The following is an 11,254-nucleotide window of genomic DNA, read 5'->3' as shown; positions in this document are numbered from 1 at the left end:
TTTGCGTACGCGTGAGTCTTTTATAAAAAATAAACCCCGCCGGAGCGAGATTTATCTATCATGTGGCGGCGCCGGCAACCACTCAGTTTTATCAGATTACAGTCTTATTTGCGTACGCGTGAGTCTTTTATAAAAAAAATAAACCCCGCCGGAGCGAGGTTTATCTATCGTGCGGCGGCGCCGGCAACGACTCAGTTTTAGCAGATTACCGGTTTATTTGCGTACGCGTGAGTCTTTTGTGATAAAAAATGAAAAACCCCGCAGAAGTGAGGTTTACCTATCGTGCGGCGGCGCCGGCAACAATTCAGTTTTATCAGATTACTCGCTTATTTGCGTACGCGTGAGTCTTTTATAAAAAAAATAAACCCCGCCGGAGCGAGGTTTATCTATCGTGCGGCGGCGCCGGCAACGACTCAGTTTTATCATATTACCGGCTTATTTGCGTACGCGTGAGCTTTTTTTAATTATGGCGACGCGCAAGATATTTTACTCGCCCTAGTTATTCCTGATGTCATTAGGAGGCGAAAAATAAGCCCTCTTCAATTTCAACGGCAGCCGTTTCAGCGATCCATGCTCAGCTTTATATCCAGCATCGCCAGGCACCCACCGATAAATCCCTCCGCCGTTTGCATCTCTTTACGTATCGTACCGTCTGAACATTTCCTCTTCAGGGCAATCTTGCGCAGAGATATGCCACAAACATGGTGGGCAATGATGAGATCGAACTCTTCGGGTTTGTACTTCTTCAATCTGCCCACGCAACCGTCGATCACCAGGCCGTCATCATCGCAGCAGGAGAGCTCGCCATTCGATTTATAGGACAACAGCCCTTTGAACCCGGCGGCAATGGGGGAATAATCAATGCCGCTGTTATCCCTGGCCCATACGCCCCATCGCTCCAACACTTCATTCATATCTCTCATGCTTCCACCTCCTTTGGGCGTTTGCCACATCGCCAGGGCTCCATGTCGCTTACCGACGTCGGTCGAGCCGTTGTGCTGCTCGGCGTGCTCGCCGAGGAATGCCGCACCAAGTACTGTATAAATAAACAGTGTCAAGTATACCCAGAGGTATCTTTTTTTCAATAGCGAAAAGCCATTTACCTGCAGCTAAATTTAGGTACGATGGCCTCATGAAAAACGAGCAAAAATTGCACCTGCAGGAGATGCGGCGAGAGCGCCTGATCACCCTGATCGACAACCTCGGCGTCGGCGGCCAAAAGCGCCTTGCCGAGGCGCTCGGCATTGCCGCTGACTATGTCTCTCGCCTGCTCTACCCGCCGGGCAAGAAAGGGAAAAAAGGCATCAGTGGCGATATGGCGCGCAGGATTGAACAGTACTTCGCCGTGCAAATCGGCTGGCTGGACGGCCTGGAGCAAACCAGGCTGCGCCCCGTCAGGAAGAAGGCCGCGCAGGCCCTGGGTAAAACGCTGCCGCTGCTGGCGTGGACCTTACCGTTGTCTTACGAACAGCTGAACAAAGGGACGGCCGTCCACTACCCGGCGATGGTGCAGTGCAGCGCTAAGGCCTACTGGCTGCCCGTACGGGATGACACAATGAGCGGCTCTGCCGGCGCCAATTACCCTCAGGGCGCCTTGATACTCGTCGAACCCGTTGCCGCCGGCATAACCGAGCTCGTGTCCGGCGACAAGGTGATAGCAAAACGCTACGACAACGCTGAGCTCACCTTTAGAAGATACGTTGAGGAGGCGGAGCATCGATGGCTTAAGGGGATCATGCCGGATTGCCCGGCGCTGAATGCCGATGAGTACGTGATTATCGGTGTGGTGCTTGGCGCCTGGCTGCCCTAGCCCCGTACACGCCGCGTTGGGAATGGCATAAAGCAAAAAACCGCCAACCTTGCGGCTGGCGGTTTTCTTTGGCACTCAGGGTGCCGATACTGCTTTATCATGGTGCCGGCTACCGGAATCGAACTGGTGACCTACTGATTACAAGTCAGTTGCTCTACCTACTGAGCTAAGCCGGCTGAATTTGGCGGAAGGACAGAGATTCGAACTCTGGGAGCTGTTACACTCGACGGTTTTCAAGACCGTTGCCTTAAACCACTCGGCCATCCTTCCAATGGGCGCTGATATTAGCGATACCGTTATGAAATGTCTATCGTTTTGATGCAAAAAAATGGCACAACCGGTGCAGTTGCCTAAACTTCAGGCCTTAAACGCTTAAAAAATGAAAAGCCCCGCGCAAGCGAGGCTTTTTGGTCGGCCGAAACGCGATTATTTCGGCTGAGAATCGTAGTCTGAACAGGTTTGATAGCCCTTGTTCATGACATGGCCCGTGTCGTTGTAACTGACAAAATAGGTTTGCACCTTGCCGTCGCGCGGCGCCACCGCATAGGTGTCGCAGGTGCCCTGCGCATGAACCAGCGTGGCGGTGGTCGACGGCGGACCCGCGATAGCCCGCACCTGTTGCTTGGTCATCCCTACTTTGACATCGCTGACCACCGGCTCATTGACATAGCTGGCTGCACGATCATAGGTGGTACAGCCGGCAAGAATGGAAAATACCGCCGCAGTGCCGACGGCCAAAACCAACTTCTTCGTCATAGCTTGTCCTCTTGGAGTGCGTTTGTTGTCCCCTAAGTCTAGAAGTGGAAAGGCTTTTCTACAAATTCCCCTTTGTCGATCGGTGCGCTTTTTCTCACGAGCGACCATCGCGGGTGCAACGTCAGATTCAGAAACCGAAATCGCTCAGGGCCGGGACATCGTCCGGGCGCCGGCCCTGAGCGGCCAATGAAAACGCCGATCCTGTTCGCGGATCGGCATGTCGTTGATGCAAGCATGGCGATTGATCATCAGCCCCTCCTGATTGAACTCCCAGTTTTCGTTGCCGAAACTGCGATACCAGTTGCCGGAATCGTCGCGCCATTCATAGGCAAAACGCACCGCGATGCGCGCCCCATCAAACGCCCACAGCTCCTTAATCAATCGATACTCCAGTTCTTTCGCCCATTTGCGTTGTAAAAAACCGACCACCGCCGCACGGCCGTCGACAAATTCCGCACGGTTACGCCAGTGGGTATCAAGAGAATACACTTGCGATACGCGTTCGGGATCGCGGCTGTTCCAGGCATCCTCCGCCAGCCGCACCTTCTCGATGGCGGATTCGCGGGTAAAAGGCGGCAATGGGGGTTTAATGCTCATGTTCATCTCCTGAGTGAAGGCATGTAGACAACTCTGTCTACATCATTACGCTAGCGCATGTAGACAGAGTTGTCTACAATCACTCGAAAATAGCCCGGGAGAAAATGATGACTGCCGATCTCAACGCCTTGCCCGCCCGCCAGCGCATCCTGCTGACGGCACACGATCTGTTTTATCAGGAGGGGATCCGCGCCACCGGTATCGATCGCATCATCAAGGAATCTGGCGTAACCAAGGTGACGTTTTACCGCCACTTTCCCAGCAAGAACGACCTGATTACGGCGTTTTTGGCCTATCGCCACCAGCAGTGGCTAGCCTGGTTCAGCACAGCGTTGGCCAGGCATGTGGCGCAAACCGGCGGGTTGCTGGCGGCGCTGGCGCCCTGCCTGGCGGAATGGTTCGACGACCCGCGCTTTCGCGGCTGCGCGTTTATCAATACGGCGGTGGAGCTTGCCGACCTGCTGCCGGAAAGCCTGCACATCGCCGGCCAGCATAAGCGGCAGATGGCGGACGAGCTGGCGCGCCACCTGCCCGCCGGCCCACAGCGGGAACAGCATGCAGCGATGTTGGCGATGCTGATCGACGGCGCCATCGTCAGAGTGCAGATAGAGCGGCAACCGCAGGCCGCGCTGCAGGTGCTGAATGCCGCGTTGGGCATGTTGGCGCAAGGCGGGTTCGATCAGTAATTGGCCCAGATGCCCGGCGTCACCAACTCCAGCAGGTGAGCGTCGGGATCGCGAAAATAAATGCTCTCCCCACCGTGTTCCCAGCGCATCCGCCCCTCTATCTCCACGCCGTTGGCCATCAGATGCCGTTCCCAATACGGCAGTTGGTCTTTCGCTACCGCCAGCCCGATATGCGCCGGCCCCACGCCATCGTGCGCGGGAATAAACCCGGTCGGATAGTGCGCCCCGCGCAGCGAATCGCCCTCAATAAACAGCAACAATACGCTTCGATCGCCGACGTTATAGGCGCGAAACCGTTCGTTGGCGACCATCGCCGGCAGTTGCAGCACCTCTCGATAAAAGGCGTCCGCGCGTTCAATATCGCTGACGTACAGCACCGTTTCGATCACCTTGTCGATCTTGAGTTCCATATCACCTCCGTTCTGTTTGCTGTACTGACAGCGTAGGCCGAGCAAGGGCGAGCCGAAGCGCTTCCCGTGCCGACAACGGATCAATCCGTGCTTTACAGGCAAAAAAAAACGCGGCCCGAAGGCCGCGCGATGACGTTCACACGGAGGTGCTTAGAACTGGTAAACCAGGCCCACGGCAACCACGTTGTCGGTGTTGATACCGGCAGCTTGGGTGAAGTCGTTGTTGTCCAGCAGGTTGATTTTGTAGTCAACATAGGTGGACATGTTTTTGTTGAAGAAGTAGGTCGCACCCAGGTCGACGAATTTGACCAGATCTTCATCGCCGTAGTCCTTGCCGTTACCGGCGAGGCCCAGGTCTTTACCTTTGGTCTGGTTATAGCCCACGAACGGACGCAGACCGAAGTCGAACTGGTAGTGCGCGTAGGCTTCGAAGCTCTGCGCCTTGTTGGCGTAACCGAAAGCATCGCTGGTAGAGCTACCGAAGCGCGCCGCATTGTATGACTGGGTGAACATCACGGCCAGATAGGTGTCGTTGGCGTCATATTTCAGGCCGCCGGAATACCCTTCTGCTTTATCGCCGCGGCCCATAATGTTCTGGTAGCCGCCACCGCCGTTCTGCTCGCTGGTACGACGAGAGTTGAAGAAGGCACCGGCGGCACTGATACCGTAGCCCAGGTCGTAGCTCATCGACATGCCATAGCCTTCGCCGTTCTGACCCAGAACGTCACGGCCGTTGTTGGTTTCTTCTGGGCTGCCGTTCTTACCCTGGTACTGCAGGGCAAAGTTCAGGCCGTCTACCAGGCCGAAGAAGCCGTTGTTACGGTAGGTCGCCAGGCCGCTGGAACGCTGGAACATGAACTGGTCAGCACCGTAGGTCGAGCCGTCGAACTCAGGCTGCAAGTCGGTGTAAGCCGCGACGTCGTACAGCACGCCGGTGTTACGACCGTAGTCGAAGGAACCGTAGTCGCCGAATTTCAGACCGGCGAAGCCGTAACGGGTGAAGTTCTTGTTGTCCTGGTTTTCAGCGTGGTTCAGGTTGGCCTGATATTCCCACTGGCCGTAACCGGTCAGCTGATCGCTGATTTGCGTTTCGCCGCGCAGGCCAAAACGCATATAAGACTGATCGCCGTCCGCGCCATCATTGCTGGAGAAATAGTGAAGACCGTCGACTTTACCGTACAAATCCAGTTTATTACCGTCTTTGTTGTAGATTTCCGCCGCGCCTGCTGTGCCTGCAACCAGCAGTGCGGGTACCATCAGAGAGAGTACTCGAAGTTTCATCGTTATTATCCTCGTTAATTATGTCGAGCTACGGCCACTGCCCTTTTCGAGCATTATTAGCACGACTGTGCATTACCATTCTGGTAACAAGGGTTATATTAATCCAGAAAGAAAATGATACCAAGTATCCGATAGTGTTTCATTGTAATTAATAAAGGTTTCAAAATGTAATTACGCGCGAACTTTCACAAAACCTTACAGACAAACAAAATAAAGCACTTAAAGACAAAGAATAGATTAATTGATAAAAAATCATGTAGTTATACATATCTTTAAGAAAAAAAAGGCAACCATACAATTGAACCGGGCAATAAGCACATTGTGCCAAAACGCTGTCCGCACTCAGTCGCTATAATCACCTCGCTATCATCATTATTTTCATTATTACCTTCATTACCCGAAGATAATTTCAGCATTCCTTTAACCGGCTTATGGCCGGTTTTTTATTTTTCTTCACACTCTCCTCACAATTTCAACTCGTACAAATAGCACACAAATAAATAACCTCATGATATAGTTTCACTAATTCACTTCCGCACTAATTGCTAATCTTTTCCCTTATTTTAGTCTACAAATTGAGCTTGTTTTTCATTTCGTGCTTTATCCCATCCGTTATTTCTTGCCGCAGGCATAATTAGCCGTGGAGTTTCACTTCTGGTAGCCTGAGAAAAAGCTCATCTTCAGCGAGTAAAGTCATGATGCCATTTCACCCTGACGCGCTCTGGCGGCGGCTGCAAAGCTCCCCCTTCCGCGCCCGCTTCCGTTTGAATCCCAAAGACCAAACCTATCTCGATGACAAAGGCCTGCCGCTGATCCTCAGCCATGCCCGCGATTTCATCGACCGCCGCCTGGCCGCCGCCCATCCCAAGAATGACGGCAAGCAAACGCCGATGCGCGGCCACCCGGTGTTCGTCGCCCAGCACGCCACCGCCACCTGCTGCCGCGGCTGTCTGGAAAAATGGCACGACATACCGCAGGGTATCGCGCTCGACCAGCAACAAAAGGCCTATATAGTCCAGGCGATCGCCCTGTGGCTGGTGCGCAGAGGCGGTGCCAGGGAGGAGCCAGGCGCGAATCTTTTCGACCCGGATCGCGGATTGTGATAAAAACTGTCAGTAACTTTCACCACTCTTTTGACCCAAGAATCCTGACGCTTACATGACAGCCACCTTGTGCAATGAACAGCAAACGCCCGGCGTTCCTCAACAGATCGCCACCCGTCTGGCCTTTTTCGTCGCCGGCCTCGGCATGGCCGCCTGGGCGCCGCTGGTCCCCTTCGCCAAAACGCGCATCGGTATCGATGACGGCTCGCTCGGCCTGTTGCTGCTCTGTATCGGCGCCGGTTCCATGCTGGCGATGCCGCTGACCGGTTTCCTGACCGGCAAATTGGGCTGCCGCGCGGTGATCCTGATGGCGGGGCTCGGGTTATGCATCGATCTGCCGCTGCTGGCGCTGATGGATTCCCTCGGCGGCATGGCCGTGGCGCTGCTGCTGTTCGGGGCGGCGATCGGCATGATCGACGTGGCGATGAACGTTCAGGCGGTGATCGTTGAACGCGCCAGCGGCAAGGCGATGATGTCCGGTTTTCACGGTTTCTTCAGCATCGGCGGCATTGCCGGCGCCGGTGGCGTCAGCGCGCTGCTGTGGCTGGGCCTGACGCCGCTGCAATCCACCCTGCTTACCGTACTGGCGGTGATAGTGCTGCTGGCGCTCGCCAGCCGCCATCTGCTGCGTGAGAGCGGCGCCGACGATGGCGGGCCGATGTTCGTCTTGCCGCGCGGCTGGGTGATGTTCATCGGCATCCTGTGCTTTATCATGTTTCTGGCGGAAGGATCGATGCTGGACTGGAGCGCGCTGTTCCTCACCACGCTGCGCGGCGTCGAGCATAGCCAGGCCGGCCTGGGTTATGCGCTGTTTTCCATCACCATGACGCTCGGCCGACTCAATGGCGATCGGGTGGTGAACTCGCTGGGCCGCTACCGGGTGTTGCTGCTGGGCAGCCTGTGCGCTGCACTCGGTCTGAGCCTGGCCATCGCCTTCAATCACGCCACCGTGTCGCTGGTCGGTTTCATGCTGGTCGGCCTGGGCGCCTCGAACGTCGTGCCGATCCTGTTCAGCGCGGCGGGCAACCAGCGCGATATGCCGGCCAATTTGGCGATTGCTTCCGTCACTACCGTCGGCTATGCCGGTATTCTGGCCGGCCCGGCGCTGATCGGCTTTATCGCTCAGTTTTCCAGCCTGACGGTGGCTTTCGCCTGCGTAGCCGCTCTGCTGTTGGCGGTAACCGCCAGCGCCAAGGCCGTCACTCGCTGATTCAGGAATGTGCAGCCACTATGCAAAATAAACAACTGACCATCAGCTCCAGCAACATTACTCGCTGCTTCCTGCTGTTTATCGTGCTGCTGACGATCGGCATTGGCCTGTATGGTTACAACTACACCAACGCCTGGCTGGCGGAAAAGAAGTACACGCTGAACAGCATTGCCGGTTCGCTGCAAAAGCGTATCGATACCTACCGCTATATGACCTACCAGGTCTATGACAAATTCGGCAATGCGCCGGCGCAGAATGGCGATCCCAGCTTGCAGGAAACCCGCCTGCGGCCCGACGTCTATTATGTCGAGAAGCCGCACAAGAAAACCGACGCGGTGATCTTCGGCAGCCATGACGAGAACACGCTGGCGATGATCGCCAACATCTCGGATTATCTGGACACCCGCTGGGGTGCCAAGACCGAGAACTACGCCATGTATTACCTCAATGGTCAGGACAACAGCCTCAGTCTGATCACCACCCAGCCGCTCAAAGAGCTGGCTTCGCGCTTTCGAGAGAGCTACCTGACCACCTCGGCGGACGAACGCCGCGCAGAGATGCTGCAACAGGCCAACATGCTCGACGAGCGCGAAAGCTTTTCCGATCTGCGCAAGCAGCGTTTCCAGAACGCCTATTCGTTCTCGATTCGCACCACCTTTAATCAACCGGGGCATCTGGCGACGGTGATCGCCTTCGACTTGCCGATCAACGACATCATTCCGGCCAATCTGGCCCGCGCCAATTTCCTGCTGCTGCCGGACGATGTCGATCTCGACGACAGCGCCATCCCGGCGGAAACGGCTCTCGGTACCCATGCGACGATGAGCGGCGGTTGGGTCGAGTTCAGCGCCGCCCTGCCCAATGCGCCGCTGAAGGTGGTATATCGCGTTTCGGCCATCAATCTGGCTATCGATCTGCTGCGCAACAACATCTGGCTGATCGCGATCAACCTGCTGCTGCTGGCGCTGTCGATGCTGAGCATCTACTTTATCCGCCGCCAGTACATTCGCCCGAGCGAGAACATGGCGGTGGAGCTGGAAGCCGAGCGCGCGCTGAATCAGGAGATCGTCTCCAGCCTGCCTTCCGGCCTGCTGGTCTATAGCTTCGCCAACAATACGGTGATCGCCAGCAACAAAATCGCCGAGCACCTGCTGCCGCACCTCAGCCTGCAAAAGATCGCCCATATGGCCGAACAGCACCACGGTGTCATCCAGGCAACGGTCAACAACGAGGTGTATGAAATTCGCATTTTCCGCAGCCAGCTGTCGCCGGACACCTATCTGTTCCTGATGCACGATCAGGATAAAGAAGTGATGGTGAACAAACGGTTGCAGCAGGCTCGGCGCGAATACGACAAGAACGTTCAGGCGCGCAAACTGATGCTGCACAATTTGGGCATCGAGCTCAATCAGCCGGTGCGTCAGATGCACGATCTGGTCGATCGCCTGCGCAACCGGCCGGATGAGGAGCAGCAACAGGCACTGCTGGGCCAGTTGACCGCGGAGTCGGCTTCGGTGCTGGGTTTGATCGATAACATTACCCTGCTGACCCGGCTGGAAACCCAGGACTGGCAGCCTACGCGCGAACCGTTCAACCCGGCAGCGATGGTCGACGAGTTGCTGCTGGAGGCCCTGCCTGCCCTTAACCAGAAGGGGCTGGCGCTGTTCAAGCATTTCCAGCTGGACGTCGAGCAGAACTATATCGGCGACGCCAACGCGCTACGCAAAGTGATCGCGCTGCTGGTGCATTACGCCATTATCACCACCGCCTGCGGCAAAATTTCTCTGGTCATCGACCATGAGCCCGAACATCCGGACCGCCTGATTTTCCAAATCAACGACACCGGTTCCGGCATCTCCAACGAAGAGATCAGCAACCTCAACTATCCGTTCCTCAGCCAGACGTTGGTGGATCGCTTCAACCACGGTTCCGGCCTCACCTTCTTCCTGTGCAATCAGCTGTGCAAGAAGCTGAACGGCCAGTTGGACATTCGCAGCAAGGTGGATATCGGCACTCGCTATACCATTCGCGTCGCCATGGAGATGGAGAAAAAAGAGCCGCAGGAGCAGGAAAAGTTGCTCGACGGCGTCACCGCCCTGTTGGACGTCACGTCAGATGAAGTGCGCGGCATCGTGACCCGCCTGTTGCAGGCCTACGGCGCCGACTGCCTCGTCGCCGAAGATCGCGCGGTCAACCGCGATTATGACGTGCTGCTGACCGATAACCCGCAGCGCGCCGATGATTACACGCTGTTGCTGGCGACCGATGAGCCGGGCTGGCAAGCGCTGGATAAACGCTACATTCGGGTGAACTATAACCTGAACGGCGCATTAATCGACGCCGTGCTGATGCTGATCGAACAGCAAATGGCCGCGCTGGAGCAGGAAGAAAGCCCGCTTTCATTGAGCTCAGAAGATATCCAACTCTATGAAAAACAATTGAAATCAAGTGATTACTATGGGCTGTTTGTCGATACAGTACCCGACGATGTCAAAAAACTGTATACTGAGGCGGGCAGCAGTGATTTCAATGCGCTGTCACAAACCGCACACCGCCTGAAAGGCGTGTTTGCCATGTTAAATCTGCTTCCCGGCAAGCAGCTGTGCGAATCGTTAGAACAGCGCATCGCAGAAGGTGATGCGCCCGAGATCGAGAATAACATCAGTCAGATTGATTTTTTCGTCAGCAGACTGCTGAAGCAAGGTAGCCAACAACATGAATAACCTGAACGTAATTATTGCTGATGACCATCCTATCGTACTGTTTGGCATCCGGAAGTCACTTGAGCAAATTGAATGGGTGAATGTCGTTGGGGAGTTCGAAGACTCAACCGCACTGATCAACAATCTGTCCAAGCTGGACGCCAACGTGCTGATCACCGATCTGTCGATGCCGGGTGACAAGTATGGCGACGGCATCACGCTGATTAAGTACATCAAGCGCCACTATCCGCAGTTGTCGATCATCGTGCTGACCATGAACAACAACCCGGCGATCCTGAGCGCGGTATTGGATCTGGATATCGAAGGCATCGTGCTGAAACAAGGCGCGCCGACCGATCTGCCGAAGGCGCTGGCCGCCCTGCAGAAAGGCAAGAAGTTCACGCCGGAAAGCGTCTCTAAACTGCTGGAAAAAATCAGCGCCAGCGGCTATGGCGACAAACGCCTGTCGCCGAAAGAGAGCGAAGTGCTGCGTCTGTTCGCCGAAGGTTTCCTGGTGACCGAAATCGCCAAGAAACTCAACCGTAGCATCAAAACCATCAGCAGCCAGAAGAAATCGGCAATGATGAAGCTGGGTGTCGAGAACGACATCGCCCTGCTCAACTATCTCTCGTCCGTCAGCATGACGCCGTTGGACAAAGACTAAAGCCCGCCTCACGGCAGGTTAACGCCAAACAGGCA

Annotated in this window: 10 protein-coding genes, 2 tRNA genes and 1 pseudogene; 6 read left to right on the top strand and 7 right to left on the bottom strand. The window is 55.5% G+C overall.

What is annotated here, in order from left to right; all coding sequences use genetic code 11:
* Positions 1-560 precede the first annotated feature (560 nt).
* The gene (locus FUU19_RS19495) at positions 561-923 is read right to left on the bottom strand and encodes an antiterminator Q family protein (RefSeq protein WP_230490928.1); all 363 of its coding nucleotides are present in this window, start codon (positions 921-923) and stop codon (positions 561-563) included.
* 209 nt (positions 924-1,132) lie between these two features.
* Here FUU19_RS19495 and FUU19_RS19490 point away from each other — a divergent pair, with 209 nt between their 5' ends.
* Positions 1,133-1,810: a LexA family protein gene (locus tag FUU19_RS19490; protein WP_230490665.1), complete on the top strand. Its 678-nt coding sequence runs from the start codon at positions 1,133-1,135 to the stop codon at positions 1,808-1,810.
* Between the two features lie 100 nt (positions 1,811-1,910).
* Here FUU19_RS19490 and FUU19_RS19485 read toward each other — a convergent pair.
* From FUU19_RS19485 to FUU19_RS19470, 4 genes and pseudogenes are all read right to left on the bottom strand, one after another.
* Positions 1,911-1,986 (bottom strand) — tRNA-Thr (locus tag FUU19_RS19485).
* 6 nt (positions 1,987-1,992) lie between these two features.
* Positions 1,993-2,080, bottom strand: a tRNA-Ser gene (locus tag FUU19_RS19480).
* 156 nt (positions 2,081-2,236) lie between these two features.
* Positions 2,237-2,566, bottom strand: a complete 330-nt coding sequence (gene osmE / locus FUU19_RS19475) for an osmotically-inducible lipoprotein OsmE (RefSeq protein ID WP_025303630.1) — start codon at positions 2,564-2,566, stop codon at positions 2,237-2,239.
* Between the two features lie 127 nt (positions 2,567-2,693).
* Positions 2,694-3,163 (bottom strand): annotated as a pseudogene (locus tag FUU19_RS19470) (nuclear transport factor 2 family protein).
* 107 nt (positions 3,164-3,270) lie between these two features.
* On the opposite strand from FUU19_RS19470, the gene FUU19_RS19465 reads away from it, so the two are divergent.
* Complete coding sequence (locus tag FUU19_RS19465) at positions 3,271-3,849, top strand: TetR/AcrR family transcriptional regulator (protein ID WP_202669886.1); 579 nt, start codon at positions 3,271-3,273, stop codon at positions 3,847-3,849.
* Here the strand turns inward: FUU19_RS19465 and FUU19_RS19460 are convergent.
* Together FUU19_RS19460 and ompC are read right to left on the bottom strand one after the other, a co-directional pair.
* Complete coding sequence (locus tag FUU19_RS19460) at positions 3,843-4,259, bottom strand: VOC family protein (RefSeq protein WP_202669887.1); 417 nt, start codon at positions 4,257-4,259, stop codon at positions 3,843-3,845. The genes FUU19_RS19465 and FUU19_RS19460 overlap by 7 nt on opposite strands.
* Before the next feature lie 150 nt (positions 4,260-4,409).
* Entirely contained in the window at positions 4,410-5,540 is a 1,131-nt protein-coding gene (gene ompC / locus FUU19_RS19455; protein WP_197834084.1) for a porin OmpC, read from the bottom strand.
* 695 nt (positions 5,541-6,235) lie between these two features.
* Between ompC and FUU19_RS19450 the strand changes: the two genes are divergently transcribed.
* Genes FUU19_RS19450 through rcsB form a run of 4 tightly spaced genes read left to right on the top strand, consistent with a single transcriptional unit; the run spans position 6,236 to position 11,219 of the window.
* A complete protein-coding gene (locus FUU19_RS19450; RefSeq protein ID WP_141967630.1) occupies positions 6,236-6,643 on the top strand; it encodes a DUF4186 domain-containing protein in 408 nt (135 codons plus the stop codon).
* 55 nt (positions 6,644-6,698) lie between these two features.
* Positions 6,699-7,853: an MFS transporter gene (locus FUU19_RS19445; protein WP_047730202.1), complete on the top strand. Its 1,155-nt coding sequence runs from the start codon at positions 6,699-6,701 to the stop codon at positions 7,851-7,853.
* Positions 7,854-7,873: 20 nt separating this feature from the next.
* Positions 7,874-10,576, top strand: a complete 2,703-nt coding sequence (gene rcsD, locus FUU19_RS19440; protein ID WP_230490664.1) for a phosphotransferase RcsD — start codon at positions 7,874-7,876, stop codon at positions 10,574-10,576.
* A complete protein-coding gene (gene rcsB / locus FUU19_RS19435) occupies positions 10,569-11,219 on the top strand; it encodes a response regulator transcription factor RcsB (protein WP_004935900.1) in 651 nt (216 codons plus the stop codon). The genes rcsD and rcsB overlap by 8 nt, the downstream gene beginning before the upstream one ends.
* The last annotated feature ends 35 nt before the right edge of the window (positions 11,220-11,254 follow it).

It is taken from the genome of Serratia montpellierensis (assembly GCF_020858655.1).
GTDB classification, from domain to species: domain Bacteria; phylum Pseudomonadota; class Gammaproteobacteria; order Enterobacterales; family Enterobacteriaceae; genus Serratia; species Serratia montpellierensis.
This window is presented reverse-complemented; position numbering and strand designations above follow the sequence as displayed.

Bases quoted from the DNA above. Each gene is read 5' to 3' on its own strand.
- FUU19_RS19495 (WP_230490928.1), bottom strand. From the start codon at position 923: ATGAGAGATATGAATGAAGTGTTGGAGCGATGGGGCGTATGGGCCAGG.
- rcsB (WP_004935900.1), top strand. From the start codon at position 10,569: ATGAATAACCTGAACGTAATTATTGCTGATGACCATCCTATCGTACTG.
- ompC (WP_197834084.1), bottom strand. From the start codon at position 5,540: ATGAAACTTCGAGTACTCTCTCTGATGGTACCCGCACTGCTGGTTGCA.
- osmE (WP_025303630.1), bottom strand. From the start codon at position 2,566: ATGACGAAGAAGTTGGTTTTGGCCGTCGGCACTGCGGCGGTATTTTCC.
- FUU19_RS19465 (WP_202669886.1), top strand. From the start codon at position 3,271: ATGACTGCCGATCTCAACGCCTTGCCCGCCCGCCAGCGCATCCTGCTG.
- rcsD (WP_230490664.1), top strand. From the start codon at position 7,874: ATGCAAAATAAACAACTGACCATCAGCTCCAGCAACATTACTCGCTGC.
- FUU19_RS19450 (WP_141967630.1), top strand. From the start codon at position 6,236: ATGATGCCATTTCACCCTGACGCGCTCTGGCGGCGGCTGCAAAGCTCC.
- FUU19_RS19445 (WP_047730202.1), top strand. From the start codon at position 6,699: ATGACAGCCACCTTGTGCAATGAACAGCAAACGCCCGGCGTTCCTCAA.
- FUU19_RS19490 (WP_230490665.1), top strand. From the start codon at position 1,133: ATGAAAAACGAGCAAAAATTGCACCTGCAGGAGATGCGGCGAGAGCGC.
- FUU19_RS19460 (WP_202669887.1), bottom strand. From the start codon at position 4,259: ATGGAACTCAAGATCGACAAGGTGATCGAAACGGTGCTGTACGTCAGC.